This window comes from Oscillatoria sp. FACHB-1407, from assembly GCF_014697545.1.
Classification (GTDB): domain Bacteria; phylum Cyanobacteriota; class Cyanobacteriia; order Elainellales; family Elainellaceae; genus FACHB-1407.
Map to the genome: position 1 here is coordinate 176,584 of NZ_JACJSA010000003.1, position 20,389 is coordinate 196,972.

Consider the following 20,389-nt stretch of genomic DNA (forward strand, 5'->3'; position numbering starts at 1 on the left):
TTATCGCTTCGAGTATTGGGGAGCTTTGCGTGCCTTGTGCAAACCATACTTCTTCCGCTCTTTAGCACGAGGATCACGAGTTAGATATCCCTCAATCTTCAAAGGCTTACGGTTGTCGGGATCAAGCTGACAAAGAGCACGAGCTACCCCTAAACGAATGGAGTCAGCTTGCCCTGTCAATCCGCCCCCTTGAGCATTGACTAGAATGTCGTATTCGTTTTCCAGACCCAATGTTTCCAGGGGGGCTTTCGCGACTGCCAAATAGGTAGGGTTGAATTGGAGGTACAAGTCTCCAGGTTTACCATTGATAACTAGCTGACCACTACCAGGTACTAAGCGAACTCTCGCAATCGCAGATTTGCGGCGACCAGTACCCCAATACATAACGCGCCCTGTTTTCTCAGTAGCTTGCATTAATTCTCTCCTCCAGGAATAGTCTTGATTTGTAAGAGTTCTGGTTGCTGAGCTTGATGTGGATGCTCAGAACCTGCATAGACTTTGAGTTTTGTAAAGAGTTGGCGACCAAGGGTGTTCTTAGGCAACATTCCCTTTACAGCCTGCTCGATAATACGCTCTGGCAGACGATTTTGCAGCTTGGCAAAACTTTCTGTTTTCATTCCGCCAGGTCGCCCAGAATGGCGGCGATAAATCTTTTGTTCCCGTTTCTTGCCGGTGATGTCTACTTTTTCAGCGTTGATGACGACAACAAAATCACCCGTATCTAAGTGAGGGGTGTAGGTTGGCTTGTTTTTACCCCGCAAAATCATGGCGATTTCACTGGCTAGGCGTCCTAAACGCTGGTTTGCAGCGTCTACAACATACCAGTTCCGTTGGATTGTATCTTGAGGGGGAAGGTAGGTCTTGTTCATAGTAGGTTTCGACAAATTACAAACTAGAATTTCGGAGGCAAGGTTTAGGTGAGGCAATACTGGGGCTCTGTTACAGACTGAAATACAAATTGAGGTTGAGTATCAAACCAGACCTCAGTAGGGAACGGAAAGTCAGCGTATCCAACTCGCAATAAACATAAGCCTTGAGGTGGAGCGGCATATCTGACCTGATCCCGCCGCTGTTGAGTCCAAAGTTCTGTGAATTCAGCGGGCGATCGCCACCCTCGTCCTACTTCAACCAAAATGCCAATCAATAACCGCATCATGCCGTACAGGAAACCACTCGCTTGAACCTCAATACTAATAAATGAGCCCTTACGTACGCACTCTGCTGCTTGAATCTCAACCCATGAGTGGGGACGACCTGAATTAGCGCGATGGAAAGCAGCTAGATGGTGACGTCCTAATAAAGGATTTAAAGCTTCTTGCATGAGCGATGCGTCAAGCGATGCATGGTAATAGTGCCAGGAAAAAGGACAGACAAATAGATTGGGGCGAGCTTCGGTGTAGATAACGTAGCGATATCGTCGCCACAATGCTGAGAATCGAGCATGCCAATCTTGACGAACAACAGCCGAGGCTCGAATCACAATATCGCTGGGTAAGCGATGGTTCAGAATATCAGTCCAACGATAAGCTGGAATCCATTCAGGAGCATCAAAATGAGCGACCTGTGCGGCTGCATGTACGCCTGCATCTGTCCTACCTGCTCCGTGTAACGTTACAGGATGCTTAAGGACCGCTTGCAACGCTTTTTCAATTTCTTCTTGCACAGTACGATGTTTGGTTTGCCGCTGCCAGCCATGAAAATGAGTGCCCAGGTATTGAATGACCAGGGCAACTCTTTGAAACTTTTCTGAACCGTTTCCAGTAATACGATCAGAAGTAGTCATGGACGGTGGCAAAACAGCAGACATGTGAATTCAAATCCTAATCATGTCAACTCAATAATTGCCATCTCAGAGTTATCTCCTCGGCGGCTCACCGTGCGAAGGATACGGGTATAACCGCCTTGGCGATCACCATATCGCTCCTTTGCTTGTTCAAAAAGAGCATGAACCAAATCTTTGTCGTAGATATAGCCCAATGCTTGCCGACGGGCAGTAAGGGAACCATCTTTTGCCAAAGAAATCATCTTTTCGACTTCGGAGCGCACAGCCTTAGCACGCACCTTAGTCGTTGTAATTCGACCATGACGAATTAGCTCTGTAGTCAGGGCTCGTAAAAGAGCACGGCGCTGATCGGCAGGCTTACCAAGTTGAGGAACACGACAACGATGACGCATAAGAAACAGTACGACGAAGAATACTAAACAATAAAAACAAGCTAACTGCCGATCTTACAGTTTAACTGGTTTTGGCAGATTTCTCATGAGGAAGGGTAATCCCCAATCGGTTTTGCAATGCTTCAATTACCTCTTCAGCAGACTTTGCACCAAAGTTTTTGATCTCTAGTAGATCTTCTTGTGTGTAATCTAGCAAGTCTGCGACAGAATTAATTTGTGCTCGCTTCAAACAGTTATAGGCTCGGACAGAGAGTTGCAGCTCCTCAATAGGGATTTGGTTGGCTGGGTCTTCATCATCATCAAGAACATCCTTCATCTGTTCAAATGTGATGTCTTTAAGAGGATTAAACAAATCAACCAAAATGTTAGCTGCTTGGCTCAGTGCTTCCTGTGGAGTAACACTACCATTAGTCCAGACTTCCATAATCAGGCGATCCCGCTCTAGGGAACCCCCGACTCTGGCATCTTCAACGGTGTAGTTCACCTTACGAACAGGCATGAACACAGAGTCGATTTGGAGGAAATCGAGTGCAGAAGTTTCGTCCCGCCCCCTTTCAATGGCTCGGTAGCCAACCCCCTTTTCAATCCTAAACTCCATTTCAAAGGTCGCACCTGCTGCTACGGTAGCAATATATTGATCGGGATCAATAATTTCGACCTCGGATGGCAACTCAAAGTACTCGGATGTAACTGTTGCTGGACCTTCAACTCGTAAACGCCCTATTTGGGGTTGCGAAGAGTAACTTTTGAGCACAATCTCCTTCATATTCAGCAAGATGTCTAAAACATCTTCCCGAACACCAGGAATTGTCATAAACTCATGAGTTACGCCTGCAATGCGTACTGCTGTTACAGCTGAACCCTCTAAATTGGACAACAGCACTCGTCGTAGAGCATTACCGACTGTTGTTCCTTGTCCTCGCTCAAGAGGTTCCAGCACAAAACGGCTATACAAGCCTTGTGCACTACTTGTGTCAGACTCCACACATTCAACTTGAAACTGTGCCATCTACCAACCTCCCTACTCTTTAAGCACTAGTCAGAAAGCACAACCGACTTCTCAACATCTTGCAAGTCAGAGCTCTGACCGCAAAAATCTTTCCCTTGTTAACGACTTAGAAAAACACAGTAAACCAAGAAGCTTTGTCTTACAGGTGTTCAGCCAGGGAAAGAGTTCAAAACCTTAAACTCGACGACGTTTAGGAGGACGGCAGCCATTATGTGGAATGGGGGTTACATCCCGAATTAATGTAATCTCTAAGCCAGCACCTTGAAGAGCACGAATTGCCGTCTCGCGACCAGAACCAGGTCCACTAACCATTACCTCAATTTGTCTCATTCCCTGATCGATCGCTCGACGGGCAGCGTTTTCAGCAGCTGTTTGAGCAGCAAATGGTGTACCTTTCTTTGCGCCCTTAAAGCCACTTGAGCCGGAAGACGCCCATGAAATAGCTTCACCGTTTGTATCTGTGATTGTGACAATCGTATTATTGAAAGTAGACTGAATGTGGGCTACACCACTTGGTACGTGACGCTTTTGCTTTTTAGCTCCAGTTTTTTTGGTCGGTTGTCGTGCCATGTTGATATCTCTGATACTGATTTGAACTACTTAATGAAGGGAAGCTGTAGAACGACGTCTGTGGAGATTTGCATCTCAAATAAGTAATGTAGGTCACAGTTTGCAATCTAGTCGTACCTCAGATTCTGACAATTCATGGATGTACTTAATCTGCAAGATGTGAACCACATCGAAATCGGCATCCCTACTTCTTGCTCGGTGCCTTCTTCTTGCCAGCGACTGTACGACGTCCACCCCGACGAGTGCGTGCATTGGTTCTAGTTCGCTGACCTCTGACTGGTAGCCCTGCACGATGACGTCGTCCACGATACGTACCAATATCCATCAATCGCTTGATGTTAATTGCTTCCAATCGGCGCAAGTCACCCTCAACCTGGTAGTCGTTCTCGATAATCTCGCGAAGAGCAGCGACATCGGGATCGCTCAGATCCTTAACACGGGTGTCCGGGTTAACTCCAGTTGCAACTAGAATTTCTTTCGAACGGGTTAGTCCAATCCCATAGATATAAGTAAGACCTATTTCGACGCGCTTATCACGTGGGAGGTCTACTCCAGCAATCCGTGCCACGTTAAAAATCTCCTTGACTCAATTTCCACATATTTCTGAATCCAAAATGCCTAGGCAAACATCCGTGTTCAGTCTAGACTTAGGGCTAAAAGGGAATTAGCCTTGACGTTGTTTGTGCTTCGGGTTGGCACAAATCACCATGACACGACCACGACGACGGATGACACGGCACTTTTCACAAATCTTACGGACGGATGCTCGAACCTTCATGGCGTAGAATTTACAGTATTACAAACGTAACATTATAACCTTTCTATAGGCTTTTATCAAACTAAATCTTAGTCAAACAAAACATGACTTGACCAGCAAACAAAAAACTTGATTTTCTCAAAAAAATAAATTATTTTTTCCGGAGCCGATAAGTAATCCTACCCTTAGTCAAATCATAAGGAGTTAGCTCAACTTTGACGCGATCGCCGGGCAAGATTTTAATGTAGTTGCGCCGAATCTTTCCAGAGATATGAGCCAATACATTAAATCCGTTGTCTAAATCGACACGGAACATTGCATTTGGCAGTGAATCTGTCACTGTCCCTTCCATTTCAATCAAATCTTGTTTAGACAATGAGTGTGCCCTCAAAAACGACATAAACCGTGAACAGAAGAATGAAAGTATAGCTTCTTTCCGCCTATTCAACTACTTATCATTTCAAGACTAACAAACCTTTACTAAAAATGGTTTAGTGTCAACCTGCACTTGGGGTCAAGTTTACTCTTCTGGTGAAGAATTATTTGTGCTCTATCAGTCGTTGAAGCTCTGACGTTACAGTATCAATTGGTTGATTGCCATTAACAGAAACAAGCTGCTGCCGATTACGATAAGCATCAATTAAAGGTGCGGTCTGACTGCGGTAAACGTCAAGACGTCTACGAATGACTTCCTCGCTATCATCCTTACGACCACGTTCCAGAAGCCGTGAAACTAGAACTTCGTCAGGTACATCAATGTTGACCACAGCATCACAAGATTGATGAATCTCAAGAAGTAACTGATCTAGAAAATCAGCTTGAGCGATATTTCTTGGGAAACCATCCAAAATCCAACCTGATTCTGCATCTGACTGGTTTAAGCGATTCCGGATCATATCTAAAAGAAGCTGATCAGGTACCAACTCTCCGCGATCCATGTAAGCTTGAGCTTTAAGCCCTAGATCGGTTCTTTCAGCTACCGCGCCCCTCAAAATATCGCCTGTAGAGATATGAGGTATAGAGAAGCTCTTTGCCAAAAGTGTTGCTTGCGTACCTTTACCGGCACCCGGTGGACCTAGAAAAATCAAACGTACCACTATTGCTTCACCATCCCCTCATATCGTTGGGAAATTACATAAGTTTGAATCTGCTTGGCGGTGTCGATCGCCACACCCACCAAAATCAACAAGGATGTTGCACCAAATCCTTGAAATGTCCTAACTTGAGTTGCGCTTTCTACAGCTGTTGGAACAATCGCTACTAGTCCGAGAAAGATTGCACCCAGAAAAATCAGACGATTTAGAACGCGCTCAATGTATTCGCTGGTCGCCTTGCCCGGTCGAATCCCTGGAATACTTGCTCCCATCTTTTTGAGATTTTGAGACATGTCAACAGGGTTGACTGTAATCGAGGCGTAGAAATAGCTGAAGAATAGGATCAGAACAAGGTACAAAATTACATAAACCCAGTGTCCTGGACTTAAGTATTGAATGAATTGCTCTAATCCTCGATTGGGAAAAAATTGAACCAGCGAGGCAGGTAGAAATAAAACCGCAGAAGCAAAGATGATGGGCATCACCCCACCTTGGTTGAGGCGAAGTGGCAAGTAACTGCTCTTCTCAAGATACATCCGCCGACCTACTTGGCGACGAGCAGAAATAATTGGAATACGACGAGTTCCTTCCTGGACAAACACGATACCAACAATCATCACCAAGAAAACCAACAACAGGATGATGATTCCACCAACGAGACTGCGATCGCCGTTCTGCGCTAGCTCAATTGTTTGACCAAGAGAGCTAGGGAGTGTCGAGACGATGCTGACAAAAATCAGCAAAGAAGCCCCATTACCGATGCCTCGCTCTGTAATTAACTCACCAACCCACATGACGAACATGGAGCCTGCCGTCAAGGCGATCACCGTTTCTACAATAAATAGGGTCCCGGGGGTTGTTGCGTAATTATTGACTAGAAGTGCAACTCCAAAACTTTGTAGAACAGCCCAACCTAGAGCTACATAACGTGTGATTTGAGATATCTTACGTCGCCCTGCTTCTCCCTCATTTTTCTGCAAGTCTTCCAAGCTAGGAAGAGCTGCTGTCAATAACTGCAAAATAATAGAAGCATTAATATAGGGTAGAATTCCCAACGCAAAAATCCCTAGTGCAGAGAAACCGCCTGTCAGAATATCTATGAAACCAATGAGGCTTCCCAAGTTGCTTCCTCGGATGGCTTCTTGAAAAGCAACTCGATCAATTCCAGGGATAGGAACGAAAACTCCCAAACGCACCAGAATTAGAAGCCCAATAGTGACCAACAGCCGACCTCGCAAGCCAGCAGCTTGTGCCATTTGAATAAACGTTTCTTGCGCTGTTGGAGCCTTATCTCGACTGACAACCATGAGCAGGATACCTCTATGACAGAATCTAACAGGGAACTACTACACCTAAGCGCAGCTTAATCAGTTTCAGTGCAAGTGCCGCCAGCTCCTTCAATTTTGGTGCGAGCCGATGCAGTAAATGCAGCAGCCTCAACCTGAAGAGGAACTGTTAGTTCACCATCCCCAAGCACTTTCAAAGGACCATCATCAGATGTGATTAATCCTGCTTCCATTAATGTTGCTAAATTAACCTGAGTATTAGCCGGAAGACTAGCTAAATCAGCTATGTTGATCGTAGTGTACTGCTGACGGTTAATTACCGTAAAGTGCTTCAACTTAGGAATACGACGGTACAGAGGCAACTGACCCCCCTCAAATCCAGGACGGGTCCCTCGACCTGAGCGTGACTTTTGTCCTCGCATACCAAAGCCACCACTCGCTCCCTGTCCAGCAGAGATACCGCGCCCAATACGACGACGGCGTTTTTGGGATCCTTCTTTTGGTAAAGCGTCTGTAAGTCTCATATTTGTTACCAGTTAATTCACACCTTCTCAGGCGTATAAATTTTCGACAGAAACGCCTCGCTCTTCAGCCACTTCGGAAAAGGTACGAAGCGATGCCAACGCATTAGCAGCAGCTCTAGCGTTGTTGAGTGGGTTACCCGATCCCAATTGCTTTGCCAAAACGTTGCGAACCCCAGCTAACTCCAGGACGGTTCGGACTGCGCCACCTGCAATTACTCCAGTACCAGGAGCAGCAGGTCGCATCATCACTTTGGCACCACCACCCATTCCATTAACGGGGTGAGGAATTGAGTTAGATTTTGTCAAAGGAACATCGACAAGATGCTTCTTGCCATCTGCAACGCCTTTGCGGACAGCACCAATCACATCACTGGCTTTGCCTACCCCAACACCAACTTGACCGCGCTCGTTGCCAACAATAACGATCGCCCTGAAGCTGAGTTTCTTTCCTCCCTTCACGACTTTAGTGACTCGGCGAATCTGGACGACTCTTTCCTGCCAATCGGTTTCTTTCTCGCGGGCGCGACTGCTTTTACGATTTTTAGCCATCTCTTTAATCCTGTTGTCTAATCATTACGGGTTCTAAAAATCGAGTCCACCCTCACGGGCTGCGTCTGCTAAAGCTTTGACCCGACCATGATACAGATTGCCACCTCGATCGAACACTACCTGTTTGATTCCTTGTTGAAGCGATCGCTCTGCAATCAGTTTGCCAATTTGAGCCGAGGCTTCACAATTTGACCCTGTTTCAAGCTGCTGTCTCAACTCTGGTTCTAGTGTTGACGCAGCAACTAAGGTGTGATGGCGTGAATCATCAATTACCTGCGCATAAATGTGTTGATTAGAGCGGAAAACAGCCAATCGAGGACGCTCGGTAGTGCCTAAAACACTGCGTCGAATACGACCATGGCGGCGGCGAGTTGATTCTTTGCGACTTAGTTTCATAACTACTTCTTCCCTGCCTTACCAGCTTTACGTCTAACAACTTCACCTGAATACCGAATTCCTTTACCTTTGTAGGGTTCAGGTGGACGAACTGCCCGGATTTTAGCCGCCGTATTACCAACGACTTCTTTATCGATACCGCTAACGATGACGTTTGTATTATTTTCAACAGCAAATTGAATCCCATCAGGTGGCTCAATTTGAATTGGGTGGCTATAACCAACACTGAGTGTCAAGGTACGTCCTTGAACCTGGGCACGATAACCTACCCCTTGAATTTCAAGACGACGCTGAAATCCTTGAGATACTCCCTCGACCATGTTCGCCACCAAAGTACGGCAGAGACCATGGCGTTGACGCGCTGGACGAGATTCATTGCGACGGTTAACCTGGAGGTTTTCTCCATCTTGAACAACCTCTACCTCCGGAGGTAGGGTGCGAGACAACTCACCTTTTGGTCCTTTAACAGCAACATGTTGACCGTCAATGGTAACGGTTACTTTTGTAGGAACACTGATAGGGCGTTTACCGATACGAGACATGATTCACTCCTAAAAACAGGTGCTACCAGACGTAACAGAGCACTTCGCCTCCAAGCCCCTGGCGACGAGCGTCTCGGTCAGTCATAATGCCACTGGAAGTCGAAATAATAGCAATACCAATACCACCGAGCACTCTGGGCAGTTCTTTGCGATTGGAATAAACCCGCAGACCAGGCTTACTGACGCGCCTGAGTGCATTGATGATGGGACGACGATTTTTCCCTTTGTACTTAAGGGCAATCACCAAAGTCCGCTTGGGTCCCTCACCAGTTTCAGAAAAGTCGGTGATAAAACCCTCGTCCTGTAATACTTTCGCAATGCTACGTGTCATTTTGGTTGACGGAACTTCCGTCGTCTGGTGTCGCGCTAAGTTGGCATTGCGAATGCGCGTCAACATGTCTGCAATCGTGTCGTTAACCGCCATAGTTTCCTCTTTGTCACACTGCCTCAGCTATCCCGGAAAGGCATTCCCAACTCTTTGAGCAGGGCACGACCTTCTTCATCGGTATTCGCAGTTGTAATGATTGAAATATCCATACCTCGAATCTGATCAACCTTGTCGTACTCGACCTCTGGAAAAATCAGTTGCTCGCGAACTCCCAATGTGTAATTTCCACGACCATCAAAACTCTTAGGGCTAACACCGCGAAAGTCTCGAATGCGAGGGAGAGAAAGATTGATCAATCGGTCCAGAAATGCATACATCCGGTCAGAACGAAGAGTGACCATGATACCAACTGGCATTCCTTTGCGGATCTTGAAGCCAGCGATCGCTTTTTTAGCACGAGTTACAACTGGTTTCTGTCCTGTAATCAAGGCGATCTCACTCAACGAAGCTTCTAATGCTTTAGCATTTTGAGCTGCTTCTCCTAATCCACGATTGATCGTAACTTTAACTACCTTGGGAACCTGATGGATGTTTGTGTATTTAAACTGATCCATCAGTTTTGGAATCACCTTATCTTGATAAAGTGCTTTAATTTTCTGTGTCATAACACCTGTCCTTTAATTTCCCTGGGCTTAGTCAGGGATACGAATTTGAATAGCATGCTCAATCAATGATTTCCCCAGTTTTTTTGAGCATCCGCACCTTACGACCATCGGCATTAAGGGTGTAGCAAATTCGGCTAGCAACCTTTTGCTTAGTGGAATAGAGCATGACATTAGAGCTATGAATTGGGAATTCACTAGTTGTAATTTGACCAGACTCGCCTTCCTGCTGGGGCTTGACGTGTTTGGTTTTAATGTTCACTCCCTTCACAATTACTTTGCTCGTCTTAGGAAAGGTCTGCAATATTTCACCCACTTTGCCTTTATCCGAGCCTGAGATGACCTGAACAGTGTCACCTTTCTTGATGTGCATTCTATGACGAGTAGTAGCAGATTTTGCCATCAGAGCACCTCCGGAGCTAAGGAGACAATTTTAGTGAAGTTTTTATCTCGCAATTCACGAGCGACAGGACCAAACACACGAGTTCCTCTAGGATTGCCCTCTGCATTAATGATGACCGCCGCGTTATCGTCGAATCGGATGCTCATACCGCTGTCACGTCTGAGACCTTTACGAGTACGAACTACAACTGCTCGGACAACATCAGATTTCTTGACTGCCATGTTAGGGAGCGCATCCTTAACAACTGCAATGATCACGTCGCCAACACCTGCATAGCGACGGTTGCCACCCAACACACGAATACACATCAGCTTACGAGCACCGCTGTTATCCGCCACATTAAGATAGGTTTCTTGCTGAATCATGGTTTTCTCCTAGCTGCTCAAGCCTCTGGTGTATTGTCGAGAATATCAATCACAGTCCATCGCTTTGTGCGGCTAAGCGGGCGGGTTTCCTGGATGCGAACGCGATCGCCCACCTTACACTTGTTATCCTCATCGTGGGCTTTGTACCGCTTTGTGCGAACCATAATTTTGCGGTATTTCGGATGAGGAGCACGGTTCTCTACCGCAACGACAACCGTTTTCTGCATTTTGTCGCTGACTACAACACCCACTCTTTCTTTGACTGCCATTGCCTACTCCTCTGCCACTGGGGATTTTGAAGTCGTCAACAATCTTTCCCGTTCTACGGTTAACAGTTGGGCTAATTGATGACGAGTATGTTTGAACTGATGATTTTTTTCGAGGCGACGAGTGGCTTGCTGAAACCGCAAATCAAACAATTGCCTTCTGGCTGCGGCGATTCTTTCCTGAAGCTCCTGATCACTCAAATCTCGAATTTCTGAAATTTTAGGTAGAGCCATGACCTACGACTCCTCCGTCTGACGAGTAACAAATTTAGTTTTGATGGGCAATTTGTATGATGCTAAACGCATTGCCTCACGGGCAATCGGTTCCGCCACACCAGCAATCTCAAATAAAACCCGTCCGGGTTTGACCACTGCGACCCAAAATTCAGGATTTCCTTTACCTGATCCCATCCGAGTTTCTGCGGGACGCATAGTAACAGGCTTATCTGGGAAAATCCGAATCCAGATTTTGCCACCCCGACGAATGTAACGAGTCATCGCACGACGGCTTGCCTCAATCTGACGCGACGTAATCCAACAAGGCTCTAGAGCCTGTAAAGCGAAATCGCCAAACTCTAACTCATTCCCACGAGTCGCCTGACCCGTCATCCGTCCGCGTTGTTGCTTCCGGAATTTTGTTCTTCTAGGACTTAACATAACTTGCCACCTTACCCTTCGTTTGACCGATCTTCAAACTGTTGCCGACGACGTTGCTGTTGTCGACGACGGGGCTGAACATTGCCTGCTGCGGGTGCAGGCTCTTCTTGTCCTGGAATAATTTCGCCCTTAAAGATCCAAACCTTGATACCCAAAACCCCATAAATCGTTTGAGCAGTACGATAGGTGTAGTCGATATCTGCACGCAATGTGTGCAGTGGGACTTTCCCTTCGCGTGTTGCCTCAGTTCGAGCAATTTCAGCTCCATTTAAACGACCGCTGATCTGAATTTTGATTCCCTGAACTCCGGCACGTTGAGCGCGTTGAATTGCCTGCCGAACAACCCGACGGAACGAAACCCGACGTTCCAGTTGTTGGACAATATATTCCGCAATGAGAGCAGCATCGGCATCAACACGAGCAACCTCCACCACATTCATACGAATTTGGCGATCAGTTCCACCTAAAACCCTTTGCAAACCAGACTTCAATTCTTCAATCCCTTGACCACCCCGACCAACAACTACACCAGGTCGAGCCGTGTGCACCTCAAGATCGATCTGATCCGCTTTGCGTTCAATCCGAATTTCTGAAATGCTAGGGCTTTCCAAGCTTTTCAATTTCAAGGGGTTTTTATCAAAGAAGTTACGAATGATGTAGTCTTCCTGTAATAGCTTTGGATAGCGACCGGAGTCAGCAAACCACCGAGAACGGTGTTCCTGTGTAATACCGAGGCGGAAGCCAACTGGATGAATCTTCTGTCCCACAACAATACGTCCTCAAAAAAGCAATACTCGTCTTAGCTCAATCACAATTAAAGAAAAATATATTACTCATCGCTTTCCGCACCAGGAGCAACCGCGATTGTAATGTGGCAGGTTGGCTTGCGGATTTGGTAAGCCCGTCCTTGAGCACGAGGACGGTAACGCTTGAGTACTGGACCCTGGTCTGCGTATGCTTGACTGACTACAAGATCAGCTGGCGTGTAACCTTCGTTGTGTTCAGCGTTAGCAACCGCTGAGCGTAGAACCTTCAGAATTGGCTCACAAGCGCGATAGGGCATAAATTCTAGAATGATCAACGCTTCTCGATAGGAGCGTCCCCGAATTTGATCGAGAACTCGGCGCACCTTAAGAGGTGACATTCGGATGTATCGAGCAACGGCTTTGACTTCTTGACCAGTAGTAGTTGGCATAATTTTCTCCTTTAGCTCTTAGCGATTAGTAAACTGGTACTTGCCGACCAACCACCAATAGCCAATTTCTCAACCTTGTAACCTTCTAGCGACGAGCTTTTTTGTCACTCTTAGCGTGACCTCGGAATGTGCGAGTTGGGGCAAATTCTCCCAGTTTGTGACCGACCATCTGTTCCGTAACGTACACAGGAACGTGTTGACGACCGTTATGAACAGCGATCGTGTGCCCAATCATTTGAGGTAACACAGTGGATGCCCGTGACCACGTTTTAACGACTTGCTTTTCACCTTTGATGTTAAGAGCTTCAATTTTCTTCATCAGGTGATCTGCTACGAAAGGACCCTTCTTCAATGAGCGAGACATAATGCCAGTTGACCTCTAATTAGCTTCAGATTTTTCACACTTAAATTGATTGAAGCGGGTTTGGGCTTTAAGCATCCCGTCCGCCACGACCCCGTTTAGAACTACGACGGCGGCGACGAACAATCAGAGCATCACTCAACTTCTTCTTCTTGCGAGTCTTGTAGCCTAAAGCGGGCTTACCCCAAGGTGTTACCGGGCCGGAGCGTCCAATTGGAGCACGACCTTCACCACCACCATGAGGGTGGTCTACAGGGTTCATAACACTTCCTCTAACTTCAGGTCTACGCCCTAACCAACGCTTACGACCTGCCTTGCCGAGACTAACGTTTCTAGCGTCGGTATTTCCAACTTGACCAATTGTTGCGTAACACTCTCGTCGAACAAGACGCACCTCAGTTGAGGGTAGTCGAAGAGTAACAAAATTGCCTTCCTTTGCGACAACCTGAGCAGATGCGCCTGCTGCCCGAACGATTTGTCCACCTTTGCCAGGGTAAAGCTCAACATTATGAACAACAGTTCCCAGAGGCATGTTCCCTAGCGGCAGCGCATTACCTACTTCAAATGGAGCATTGGGGCCTGCAATCACTGTTGTTCCTACTGCAAGAGTGGCAGGGTGAAGAATATATCGCTTCTCACCATCCTCATACTGAAGTAGGGCAATACGAGCGTTGCGGTTTGGATCATATTCGACGGACATCACCTGAGCCGGAATATTATGCTTATCCCGACGAAAGTCAATCAGTCGGTATAGCCGCTTGCTACCGCCACCACGATGACGACAAGTAATCACACCTCGGTTATTACGACCTTTGGCGCGATGAAATGAACGAGTGAGGGATTTCTCTGGTTTACTCTTAGTAATTTCAGAGAAGTCTGAGTCAGTACGTTGGCGGGTGCCGGGGGTGTAGGGACGATAATCTCGAATACCCATAATTTAAGCTCTCAGGCAGTTTCTAAATAGCAAAGGGTGTCTCAGGCGAAATTAAAATTAGACCTCTGGGAACAGCGTGATGGAATCGCCAGGTGCGAGGGTTACGATCGCCCGTTTGTAGAGGGCTTTGTATCCGAGAAACCGGCCAACTCGTCGCTGCTTGCGTGGAGGATTGTAAGTATTGACATCAATTACCTTGACATCAAATAGTTGTTCAATCGCTGCCCTAATCTCCAGTTTCGTTGCCTTTGGAGAGACTTCAAAGGTGTATTTATTTTCTTCCAGGAGACGAGTCGCCTTTTCATTAACTAGAGGACGACGTACAAGATCTGCCAAATCACGAGTTTGAATTTCAGCCATCGCTATAAACCTCCTGGATAGTGGTAATGGCAGAAGCGGTTGCTACGATTTTGTCTGCTGCTAACAAGTCATAGACATTGAGGTTGTTAGCTGAAATCAGTTTCAGGTTGCTGATATTACGAGCGGAGAGGTAAACGTTCTCATCTCGTGCAGATACAATCAACAGAACCTTATCATCCGCTATGACTCCCCAACGAGCCATTGCTTGTACCAGTTCTTTTGTCTTAGGACGAGGCAACTGACTGTTAAACTCTTCAACGACAATGAGGTCAGCCACTCGACTTTGAAACGCAGTTCGCAGTGCCAAACGACGTTCTTTACGATTCATCTTGACGGAGAAATCTCTGGGTTTGGGTCCAAAGATGACCCCACCCCCTCTCCACAAAGGAGAGCGATTTGAACCCGCACGCGCACGACCTGTACCCTTTTGCCGCCAAGGCTTGCGTCCACCCCCGCTGACTTCAGAGCGAGTCTTAGTGGATACTGTGCCTTGTCGGGCATTGTTCATTTGACGAACTAATGCTCGGTGTACCACATGAGCTGCGTTTTCTTCTTTCGCAACTCGCAAATCCAAGGAAGCGGTTCCTGCTTCCTCACCTTGCCAATTTTTAATAACGCAATCAACCATATCTCTCTCTACTCAATCCACGAATTTTGGGTATTCAGGCTATCAAGCTCTAATCCCGTCCCGGTTTACTTAGATCGTCCAACGGTTTTAGCAGGCACAATATTGAGCAGAGCACCTGGCTTGCCGGGAACCGCACCTTGAATGAGTAGAAGGTTGCGTTCAGCATCTACCCTAACGACAGTTAACTTACGAACCGTGACTCGGCTACCACCTAGCCGACCTGCCATTCTCTTGCCAGGGTATACACGCCCTGGAGTGGTTCCTGCACCTGTAGAACCAGGTAAGCGGTGGTTTTTAGAACCGTGTGCCATTGGTCCACGTTTGAAATTGTGGCGTTTTTGATAGCCAGCGAAACCGCGACCGATGCTAGTTCCGATTACGTCTACAATCTGACCCGATGAAAAGGTGTCAGCTTTAATTTGCTGACCCAGCTCAAATCCATCCACACTATCCAGACGATATTCCTGCAAGTGCCGTAGAGGTGCTGCTTGCGATTTTGCCAGGTGACCTAACTCAGGCTTGTTCAGGGCCTTTGTGGTGGTTTCACCATAGCCAACCTGGATCGCAGAGTAACCATCTGTCTGAGGAGTTTTGATTTGAGTGACGGTGCATGGACCCGCGTGAACGACCGTTACAGGAATTGCTTTTCCTGCTTCGTCAAACACTTGAGTCATTCCGAGTTTTGTGCCGAGAATGCCAACGGACACGATCACAGTCTCCCTTACTTTACACATCAAAAAAGAGCAAGGTTGCGATTACCCTTGAGGGGAAAATGCGTCGTATCGCATCGACAACCTACATCTCATACACATCAGCGGACACAATCAAGCAAGAACCGCACAATAATTGTGCAGTTCGAGATTTTGATTGTTCTGCAATCCATTACGGTAACAAACAGCGTGAAGGAGAAACTTCACATCATTACCTGTGGCAATGCCTGGACTTGAGTAGAGTTTCCACCCAGTATCCTAATGACCTCAAAAACAAGGACTCAGCCTCGCCTTAAAGCTCAGAAGCGATTTGGCAGCGATTAAACAGTATATACAATCAATACGTCGTTCGTCCAGCAATTTCAAAAAATATTTGGCTGGTCGAAAGCAGCATTCATTAGTGTCCTTTGCTAGGATAGCGCACTTTGACGAAGGTTGTGAAATATCCAAAAGGTTGAGTTTAAGATTTGGGATTGATTGAGAAAACTCTATGGATAAAACGAATTCTTTGTGGGGGCGATCGCTCCAGGTAAGTCCCACCTCCATTTAATATGATTAATAACTTGCAATTTTTCTGGTGAGCGATCGCTGTCACGCCCCAAGCACATCTCAGGTAGTAGGAAAATCCTTTTATGGCACTGATTATTACTGGTAAACAATTTGTCCGTGACTTAGAGAGCGCAGGAGCCTTAGGTGTTTACGTTCCGCTTGAGGGGGGTCACGAAGGGCGTTATCAGCGGCGTTTACGGGCAGCGGGCTACGGCATGTTGCACATCACCGCCCGTGGTTTAGGAGATTTATCGTCCTATTTGTTAGATGTACACGGTGTTCGTCCGCCTCACCTCGGTAAAAAAGACATCGGTCAAGGGGCAGCGGTTGGGGCAAGATATTATTTGCCACCGATGGCACTTTATCAGCTAGAGCAACTGCCTTCTACTTCAAAGGGACTAGTGATTTGGCTGATTGAGGGCACAATTTTGTCTCGTCAAGAGCTAGAGTTTCTAACGAATCTGCCCAAAACTCAGCCTCGCTTGAAGGTCGTAGTTGAGATGGGAGGCGAGCGCAGTTTTAAGTGGCAACCATTGCGCAGTGTTTTAGCGGCTGCTTAAACCCCCTTAGCAAAGCTTGCGGTAGTACAGATCAATTCTGGTGAGCTAATTTGTCACTAGATATGGAGTCTAGAATCAGGAATTGATTTGATTAACTCCCATTTCTGGGATCGCCTAAGTTTGGGTGATCCCCGTTTTTATAGCGAATGATCTGAGACTAGGTTCTTCTAGTAAACTAAATCTCAGATAGTTCGTTCTATTTCTCCAGTTAACCTACTACCATGTAAGGGTGACTAACTTGTACTACCCCTTACGATCTTTAAGGGAGGGTAACTGGTTCAAGCTGATTTGTGGAGCTAGTTTTCAACACCTCCCTGCCGTTCGGAATCTCACTTTAGCGTATGCATTGGCTGGCGTTGATTGTATTGACGTAGCGGCAGACCCTGCTGTCATTTCGTCAGCTCGTGAGGCGTTGAGTGTTGCCAGTGAGCTACGGGACGCTGCTCGGTTGCGAGGCTATGCTGCTCAGGAAACGCCCTGGTTGATGATGAGTTTGAATGATGGGGAAGACCCTCATTTCCGTAAAGCTGAGTTTGACGCGGTGCACTGCCCTGCCGACTGTCCTCGTCCTTGTGAGTCGATCTGTCCTGCACAGGCGATTACTTTCAACAATATTGCTGCTGAACCTGGCCCTGGGGTGATTGATAGCCGCTGTTATGGTTGTGGTCGTTGTTTATTAGTGTGTCCGTTTGAGCGCATCACGACCCGCTCCTATGTTTCTAGCCCAACGGCGATCGCTTCAACGGTTTTGCAAGAAATTGATGCGGTTGAAATTCACACCCAAGTTGGTCGGTTGGATGATTTTAGGCGACTGTGGGGGGCGATCGCTCCTCATGTGGCACGACTCAAGTTAGTTGCCGTGAGCTGCCCTGATGGGGAAGGTTTGATTGATTATCTCCGGACAATTTATCATCTCATCTCACCAATTGCGTGTCCTGTAATCTGGCAAACCGACGGCAGACCCATGAGCGGTGATATTGGGGATGGTGCGACGCATGCGGCTGTGAGATTAGGGCAAAAAGTGTTGGCAGCAAACTTGCCGGGATATGTGCAATTAGCAGGTGGAACCAATGGTTACACGGTTCAAAAATTGAGGTCACTTGACCTGTTAAATACAGCGGCATTTTCTAGTCACGCATCAAATAGCAAAATGCCAGATCGTGAGGCAGCAAATCAGCCGTCAGTTCAGGAGCAATTATCTCTAAGAACAGACAGCTTTACGCCCCCTCGTTACATCGCTGGGATTGCCTATGGTAGCTATGCCAGAACTTTGTTGTCGCCAGTTTTGGAGCAGTTAGAGTCCGGCAGCAAAGCAGGTGCTTCATCTCATCCGGCTCATCAATCTAATGCTCAGTTAGAAAGTAATCCAGCTCTTTTGTGGCACGCCGTTGATTTAGCCCATTCCCTTGTATCCCAACTCAAATCTCCTCAACTTCAGGAGCAGGTTATGACTACTTAATCCTGTGCAGTCAGCATAATTTCAGTTTTGCCTTGCTGATTGCGATCGCGACTTCATTCATTCGTAATTTAAATCTCGACGATTTTATTCCTCATGACATTTAACGGCAATACCTTCTTTGAAGAACCAGAGAATCGTGATGCTTCGGCAGACCCATCAAATGCTGCCCCGATTTATATTACCGACGACCTGAATCAGTTGTTGGAGATTTTGCCTGAAGAGATTCGCCTACGCTTGGAGTCACATCCTCAAAAAAACGCCTTGATTGAGGTGGTGCTTGATTTGGGGCGACGACCCGAAGCTCGATTTCCTAATCAAGCCGAGTATCTCTCTGAAACGCCTATCTCATCAGGAGACTTACGCTATTGTATCGATCGCATTGGTCACTTTAGTGGTGACAATCGGGCGGGCATTGAAAAAACGCTGCATCGGATCAGTGCCATTCGCAATCGTATGGGCGAAGTAATTGGGCTAACGTGCCGTGTGGGGCGGGCTGTATACGGCACCATCGGCATGATTCGTGACTTAGTTGAGACAGGCAAGTCGATTTTGATGTTGGGTCGTCCGGGTGTGGGGAAAACAACCGCACTGCGTGAAATCGCACGAGTGCTTGCCGATGAACTCAATAAGCGGGTCGTGATTATTGACACCTCTAATGAAATTGCCGGAGATGGAGACGTGCCGCATCCAGCGATCGGGCGGGCACGCCGGATGCAGGTGGCGCGTCCTGAGTTGCAACACCAAGTCATGATTGAGGCGGTGGAAAACCACATGCCTGAAGTAATTGTGATTGATGAGATTGGCACCGAACTGGAAGCCATGGCAGCTCGTACGATCGCTGAACGAGGCGTGCAATTGGTCGGCACTGCCCACGGTAACCGGATTGAGAACTTGATGAAGAACCCTACCCTGTCCGATCTGGTAGGGGGTATTCAATCAGTGACGTTGGGTGACGAAGAGGCGCGTCGTCGAGGCAGTCAAAAGAGTGTATTAGAGCGGAAAGCACCCCCTACCTTTGATATCGCAGTAGAGATGTTAGAGCGGCATAAGTGGGTAGTGCACGAAAACGTCTCAGACACGGTCGATATGTTGTTGCGAGGACGGCAACCCAATCCACAGCTGAGAACGGTAGATAGTGCTGGAAACGTCTCAATTACCCGTGAGGCACCGACTCCTCCTAACCGCAGCTTCGCCAATAGCGAGGCGCGTGCAGCTTCGCCGTTATCGCAAGGGTCACTATCTTCTCGTGAATCGAGCCGAGGAGGTGGTGGTTGGCGTATGTCCGGGCAGATGACTCCGTTGCCCTCTTACACCCGTAACGAATTGGGAGGGCCGTTACCTAATGAACCTCTGTCACTCGCTCCCTATCAACCTGCTGAGGGACAAAACTTCGATCGATTGCTGAATGAATCCTTTGAGAACCCCTTTTCACAGGATGATCTGGAGCCGTTTGCAGATATTCCGGCCGCCGGTCCCAATGGAGAAGACTTGCCGCTGCATGTTTACCCCTATGCGGTCAGCCGGCACATGGTCGATCAAATCATCCGCACCATGAATTTGCCGATTGTGCTGACGAAGGATGTGGATAGTGCGGACACCGTACTAGCGTTGCGATCGCACATCAAGAACCATTCCAAACTGCGGCACATGGCAAAAAGCCGACAACTTGCCATCTACACCGTTAAAGCCAACAACATGCCCCAAATCATTCGGGCGTTGCAGCGGATGTTGCGGATCGACACGCGCAGTCAAGAGGAACCTGTCAATCTCAGCTTGTTTTCTCAGAGTGGCGATGAGGATGAGCTAGAAGCCTTAGAAGAAGCTCGCCTCGCCGTTGAGCAAATTGTGATTCCCAAAGGGCAACCTGTGGAATTGCTGCCGCGATCGGCAAAGGTTCGCAAGATGCAACATGAGTTGGTAGAACACTATCGCCTCAAGTCATCCAGCTTTGGAGAAGAACCGAATCGTCGCTTACGAATTTATCCTGCATAACGGATATATCTTGCAAAATTATTGATGCAGAACGAGACAGTATTCGATTTGCCTTCTA

32 protein-coding genes are annotated in these 20,389 nt (G+C 47.3%); 3 read left to right on the forward strand and 29 right to left on the reverse strand.

Translation table 11 applies throughout. The annotated features are described in order from the left end of the window. The 29 genes from rpsI to rplC form a co-directional block, all read right to left on the reverse strand. The gene (rpsI, locus tag H6G89_RS06675) at positions 1 to 414 is read right to left on the reverse strand and encodes a 30S ribosomal protein S9 (RefSeq protein WP_190504532.1); all 414 of its coding nucleotides are present in this window, start codon (positions 412 to 414) and stop codon (positions 1 to 3) included. Then, a complete protein-coding gene (gene rplM, locus H6G89_RS06680; RefSeq protein WP_190504533.1) occupies positions 414 to 869 on the reverse strand; it encodes a 50S ribosomal protein L13 in 456 nt (151 codons plus the stop codon). Before rplM ends, rpsI begins: the two co-directional genes overlap by 1 nt. 44 nt (positions 870 to 913) lie before the next feature. After that, positions 914 to 1,783: a tRNA pseudouridine(38-40) synthase TruA gene (truA, locus tag H6G89_RS06685; protein WP_190504534.1), complete on the reverse strand. Its 870-nt coding sequence runs from the start codon at positions 1,781 to 1,783 to the stop codon at positions 914 to 916. A gap of 41 nt (positions 1,784 to 1,824) precedes the next feature. Further along, on the reverse strand, positions 1,825 to 2,175 hold the full coding sequence (gene rplQ / locus H6G89_RS06690) for a 50S ribosomal protein L17 (RefSeq protein WP_190504535.1): 351 nt from the start codon (positions 2,173 to 2,175) through the stop codon (positions 1,825 to 1,827). Positions 2,176 to 2,236: 61 nt separating this feature from the next. Continuing rightward, a complete protein-coding gene (locus H6G89_RS06695) occupies positions 2,237 to 3,184 on the reverse strand; it encodes a DNA-directed RNA polymerase subunit alpha (RefSeq protein ID WP_190504536.1) in 948 nt (315 codons plus the stop codon). A 174-nt stretch (positions 3,185 to 3,358) separates the two neighbouring features. Further along, positions 3,359 to 3,754, reverse strand: coding sequence for a 30S ribosomal protein S11 (gene rpsK / locus H6G89_RS06700; RefSeq protein ID WP_190504537.1), 396 nt, complete (start codon positions 3,752 to 3,754; stop codon positions 3,359 to 3,361). 184 nt (positions 3,755 to 3,938) lie between these two features. Continuing rightward, positions 3,939 to 4,322: a 30S ribosomal protein S13 gene (gene rpsM, locus H6G89_RS06705; protein ID WP_190504538.1), complete on the reverse strand. Its 384-nt coding sequence runs from the start codon at positions 4,320 to 4,322 to the stop codon at positions 3,939 to 3,941. 96 nt (positions 4,323 to 4,418) lie between these two features. After that, positions 4,419 to 4,532 (reverse strand): 50S ribosomal protein L36, encoded by a 114-nt coding sequence (gene rpmJ / locus H6G89_RS06710; protein WP_190488146.1) that lies wholly within the window; start codon positions 4,530 to 4,532, stop codon positions 4,419 to 4,421. 130 nt (positions 4,533 to 4,662) lie between these two features. Next, the gene (infA, locus tag H6G89_RS06715) at positions 4,663 to 4,887 is read right to left on the reverse strand and encodes a translation initiation factor IF-1 (protein ID WP_036002386.1); all 225 of its coding nucleotides are present in this window, start codon (positions 4,885 to 4,887) and stop codon (positions 4,663 to 4,665) included. 163 nt (positions 4,888 to 5,050) lie between these two features. Continuing rightward, positions 5,051 to 5,608, reverse strand: coding sequence for an adenylate kinase (locus tag H6G89_RS06720; protein ID WP_190504539.1), 558 nt, complete (start codon positions 5,606 to 5,608; stop codon positions 5,051 to 5,053). After that, positions 5,608 to 6,912: a preprotein translocase subunit SecY gene (gene secY, locus H6G89_RS06725; RefSeq protein ID WP_190504540.1), complete on the reverse strand. Its 1,305-nt coding sequence runs from the start codon at positions 6,910 to 6,912 to the stop codon at positions 5,608 to 5,610. The genes H6G89_RS06720 and secY overlap by 1 nt, the downstream gene beginning before the upstream one ends. A 56-nt stretch (positions 6,913 to 6,968) precedes the next feature. Next, entirely contained in the window at positions 6,969 to 7,415 is a 447-nt protein-coding gene (gene rplO, locus H6G89_RS06730; protein WP_190504541.1) for a 50S ribosomal protein L15, read from the reverse strand. Positions 7,416 to 7,442: 27 nt separating this feature from the next. Beyond that, positions 7,443 to 7,964, reverse strand: a complete 522-nt coding sequence (gene rpsE / locus H6G89_RS06735) for a 30S ribosomal protein S5 (RefSeq protein WP_190504542.1) — start codon at positions 7,962 to 7,964, stop codon at positions 7,443 to 7,445. A gap of 33 nt (positions 7,965 to 7,997) precedes the next feature. Next, on the reverse strand, positions 7,998 to 8,360 hold the full coding sequence (gene rplR, locus H6G89_RS06740) for a 50S ribosomal protein L18 (protein ID WP_190504543.1): 363 nt from the start codon (positions 8,358 to 8,360) through the stop codon (positions 7,998 to 8,000). Between the two features lie 2 nt (positions 8,361 to 8,362). Then, positions 8,363 to 8,902, reverse strand: a complete 540-nt coding sequence (rplF, locus tag H6G89_RS06745; RefSeq protein WP_190504544.1) for a 50S ribosomal protein L6 — start codon at positions 8,900 to 8,902, stop codon at positions 8,363 to 8,365. A gap of 22 nt (positions 8,903 to 8,924) precedes the next feature. Further along, the gene (rpsH, locus tag H6G89_RS06750; RefSeq protein ID WP_190504545.1) at positions 8,925 to 9,326 is read right to left on the reverse strand and encodes a 30S ribosomal protein S8; all 402 of its coding nucleotides are present in this window, start codon (positions 9,324 to 9,326) and stop codon (positions 8,925 to 8,927) included. Between the two features lie 23 nt (positions 9,327 to 9,349). Continuing rightward, the gene (gene rplE, locus H6G89_RS06755) at positions 9,350 to 9,895 is read right to left on the reverse strand and encodes a 50S ribosomal protein L5 (RefSeq protein ID WP_190504546.1); all 546 of its coding nucleotides are present in this window, start codon (positions 9,893 to 9,895) and stop codon (positions 9,350 to 9,352) included. Positions 9,896 to 9,953: 58 nt separating this feature from the next. Next, on the reverse strand, positions 9,954 to 10,295 hold the full coding sequence (gene rplX, locus H6G89_RS06760) for a 50S ribosomal protein L24 (protein WP_242059846.1): 342 nt from the start codon (positions 10,293 to 10,295) through the stop codon (positions 9,954 to 9,956). After that, positions 10,295 to 10,660, reverse strand: a complete 366-nt coding sequence (gene rplN / locus H6G89_RS06765; protein ID WP_190504547.1) for a 50S ribosomal protein L14 — start codon at positions 10,658 to 10,660, stop codon at positions 10,295 to 10,297. Before rplN ends, rplX begins: the two co-directional genes overlap by 1 nt. Positions 10,661 to 10,677: 17 nt before the next feature. Beyond that, positions 10,678 to 10,929, reverse strand: coding sequence for a 30S ribosomal protein S17 (rpsQ, locus tag H6G89_RS06770; RefSeq protein WP_190504548.1), 252 nt, complete (start codon positions 10,927 to 10,929; stop codon positions 10,678 to 10,680). 3 nt (positions 10,930 to 10,932) lie between these two features. Next, the gene (gene rpmC, locus H6G89_RS06775; RefSeq protein ID WP_190504549.1) at positions 10,933 to 11,160 is read right to left on the reverse strand and encodes a 50S ribosomal protein L29; all 228 of its coding nucleotides are present in this window, start codon (positions 11,158 to 11,160) and stop codon (positions 10,933 to 10,935) included. 3 nt (positions 11,161 to 11,163) lie between these two features. Then, on the reverse strand, positions 11,164 to 11,583 hold the full coding sequence (rplP, locus tag H6G89_RS06780) for a 50S ribosomal protein L16 (RefSeq protein ID WP_190504550.1): 420 nt from the start codon (positions 11,581 to 11,583) through the stop codon (positions 11,164 to 11,166). A gap of 11 nt (positions 11,584 to 11,594) precedes the next feature. Next, on the reverse strand, positions 11,595 to 12,350 hold the full coding sequence (gene rpsC / locus H6G89_RS06785; RefSeq protein WP_190504551.1) for a 30S ribosomal protein S3: 756 nt from the start codon (positions 12,348 to 12,350) through the stop codon (positions 11,595 to 11,597). A 62-nt stretch (positions 12,351 to 12,412) separates the two neighbouring features. Beyond that, positions 12,413 to 12,778 (reverse strand): 50S ribosomal protein L22, encoded by a 366-nt coding sequence (gene rplV / locus H6G89_RS06790; RefSeq protein WP_190504552.1) that lies wholly within the window; start codon positions 12,776 to 12,778, stop codon positions 12,413 to 12,415. Positions 12,779 to 12,863: 85 nt separating this feature from the next. Next, on the reverse strand, positions 12,864 to 13,142 hold the full coding sequence (gene rpsS / locus H6G89_RS06795) for a 30S ribosomal protein S19 (protein WP_190504553.1): 279 nt from the start codon (positions 13,140 to 13,142) through the stop codon (positions 12,864 to 12,866). A gap of 67 nt (positions 13,143 to 13,209) precedes the next feature. Beyond that, on the reverse strand, positions 13,210 to 14,073 hold the full coding sequence (gene rplB / locus H6G89_RS06800) for a 50S ribosomal protein L2 (RefSeq protein WP_190504554.1): 864 nt from the start codon (positions 14,071 to 14,073) through the stop codon (positions 13,210 to 13,212). Between the two features lie 57 nt (positions 14,074 to 14,130). Beyond that, positions 14,131 to 14,433 carry a 50S ribosomal protein L23 gene (locus H6G89_RS06805; RefSeq protein WP_190504555.1) on the reverse strand — a complete coding sequence of 101 codons (303 nt, stop codon included), beginning with the start codon at positions 14,431 to 14,433 and terminating at the stop codon, positions 14,131 to 14,133. Further along, entirely contained in the window at positions 14,426 to 15,061 is a 636-nt protein-coding gene (gene rplD / locus H6G89_RS06810) for a 50S ribosomal protein L4 (protein ID WP_190504556.1), read from the reverse strand. Before rplD ends, H6G89_RS06805 begins: the two co-directional genes overlap by 8 nt. Before the next feature lie 65 nt (positions 15,062 to 15,126). Further along, positions 15,127 to 15,768: a 50S ribosomal protein L3 gene (gene rplC, locus H6G89_RS06815; RefSeq protein WP_190504557.1), complete on the reverse strand. Its 642-nt coding sequence runs from the start codon at positions 15,766 to 15,768 to the stop codon at positions 15,127 to 15,129. A gap of 635 nt (positions 15,769 to 16,403) precedes the next feature. Here rplC and H6G89_RS06820 point away from each other — a divergent pair. From H6G89_RS06820 to H6G89_RS06830, 3 genes are all read left to right on the forward strand, one after another. Next, positions 16,404 to 16,880, forward strand: a complete 477-nt coding sequence (locus H6G89_RS06820) for an NAD(P)H-quinone oxidoreductase subunit N (protein ID WP_190504558.1) — start codon at positions 16,404 to 16,406, stop codon at positions 16,878 to 16,880. 229 nt (positions 16,881 to 17,109) lie between these two features. After that, positions 17,110 to 18,339: a circadian clock protein LdpA gene (gene ldpA / locus H6G89_RS06825; RefSeq protein ID WP_190504559.1), complete on the forward strand. Its 1,230-nt coding sequence runs from the start codon at positions 17,110 to 17,112 to the stop codon at positions 18,337 to 18,339. 171 nt (positions 18,340 to 18,510) lie between these two features. Then, positions 18,511 to 20,331: a R3H domain-containing nucleic acid-binding protein gene (locus H6G89_RS06830; protein ID WP_190504839.1), complete on the forward strand. Its 1,821-nt coding sequence runs from the start codon at positions 18,511 to 18,513 to the stop codon at positions 20,329 to 20,331. Positions 20,332 to 20,389 lie beyond the last annotated feature (58 nt).

Excerpts from the sequence above, each read along its gene's own strand:
- rpsI (WP_190504532.1), bottom strand. The coding sequence starts at position 414 with ATGCAAGCTACTGAGAAAACAGGGCGCGTTATGTATTGGGGTACTGGT.
- rplM (WP_190504533.1), bottom strand. The coding sequence starts at position 869 with ATGAACAAGACCTACCTTCCCCCTCAAGATACAATCCAACGGAACTGG.
- truA (WP_190504534.1), bottom strand. The coding sequence starts at position 1,783 with ATGACTACTTCTGATCGTATTACTGGAAACGGTTCAGAAAAGTTTCAA.
- rplQ (WP_190504535.1), bottom strand. The coding sequence starts at position 2,175 with ATGCGTCATCGTTGTCGTGTTCCTCAACTTGGTAAGCCTGCCGATCAG.
- H6G89_RS06695 (WP_190504536.1), bottom strand. The coding sequence starts at position 3,184 with ATGGCACAGTTTCAAGTTGAATGTGTGGAGTCTGACACAAGTAGTGCA.
- rpsK (WP_190504537.1), bottom strand. The coding sequence starts at position 3,754 with ATGGCACGACAACCGACCAAAAAAACTGGAGCTAAAAAGCAAAAGCGT.
- rpmJ (WP_190488146.1), bottom strand. The coding sequence starts at position 4,532 with ATGAAGGTTCGAGCATCCGTCCGTAAGATTTGTGAAAAGTGCCGTGTC.
- secY (WP_190504540.1), bottom strand. The coding sequence starts at position 6,912 with ATGGTTGTCAGTCGAGATAAGGCTCCAACAGCGCAAGAAACGTTTATT.
- rplO (WP_190504541.1), bottom strand. The coding sequence starts at position 7,415 with ATGAGACTTACAGACGCTTTACCAAAAGAAGGATCCCAAAAACGCCGT.
- rpsE (WP_190504542.1), bottom strand. The coding sequence starts at position 7,964 with ATGGCTAAAAATCGTAAAAGCAGTCGCGCCCGCGAGAAAGAAACCGAT.
- rplR (WP_190504543.1), bottom strand. The coding sequence starts at position 8,360 with ATGAAACTAAGTCGCAAAGAATCAACTCGCCGCCGCCATGGTCGTATT.
- rplF (WP_190504544.1), bottom strand. The coding sequence starts at position 8,902 with ATGTCTCGTATCGGTAAACGCCCTATCAGTGTTCCTACAAAAGTAACC.
- rpsH (WP_190504545.1), bottom strand. The coding sequence starts at position 9,326 with ATGGCGGTTAACGACACGATTGCAGACATGTTGACGCGCATTCGCAAT.
- rplE (WP_190504546.1), bottom strand. The coding sequence starts at position 9,895 with ATGACACAGAAAATTAAAGCACTTTATCAAGATAAGGTGATTCCAAAA.
- rplX (WP_242059846.1), bottom strand. The coding sequence starts at position 10,295 with ATGGCAAAATCTGCTACTACTCGTCATAGAATGCACATCAAGAAAGGT.
- rplN (WP_190504547.1), bottom strand. The coding sequence starts at position 10,660 with ATGATTCAGCAAGAAACCTATCTTAATGTGGCGGATAACAGCGGTGCT.
- rpsQ (WP_190504548.1), bottom strand. The coding sequence starts at position 10,929 with ATGGCAGTCAAAGAAAGAGTGGGTGTTGTAGTCAGCGACAAAATGCAG.
- rpmC (WP_190504549.1), bottom strand. The coding sequence starts at position 11,160 with ATGGCTCTACCTAAAATTTCAGAAATTCGAGATTTGAGTGATCAGGAG.
- rplP (WP_190504550.1), bottom strand. The coding sequence starts at position 11,583 with ATGTTAAGTCCTAGAAGAACAAAATTCCGGAAGCAACAACGCGGACGG.
- rplV (WP_190504552.1), bottom strand. The coding sequence starts at position 12,778 with ATGCCAACTACTACTGGTCAAGAAGTCAAAGCCGTTGCTCGATACATC.
- rpsS (WP_190504553.1), bottom strand. The coding sequence starts at position 13,142 with ATGTCTCGCTCATTGAAGAAGGGTCCTTTCGTAGCAGATCACCTGATG.
- rplB (WP_190504554.1), bottom strand. The coding sequence starts at position 14,073 with ATGGGTATTCGAGATTATCGTCCCTACACCCCCGGCACCCGCCAACGT.
- H6G89_RS06805 (WP_190504555.1), bottom strand. The coding sequence starts at position 14,433 with ATGGCTGAAATTCAAACTCGTGATTTGGCAGATCTTGTACGTCGTCCT.
- rplD (WP_190504556.1), bottom strand. The coding sequence starts at position 15,061 with ATGGTTGATTGCGTTATTAAAAATTGGCAAGGTGAGGAAGCAGGAACC.
- H6G89_RS06820 (WP_190504558.1), top strand. The coding sequence starts at position 16,404 with ATGGCACTGATTATTACTGGTAAACAATTTGTCCGTGACTTAGAGAGC.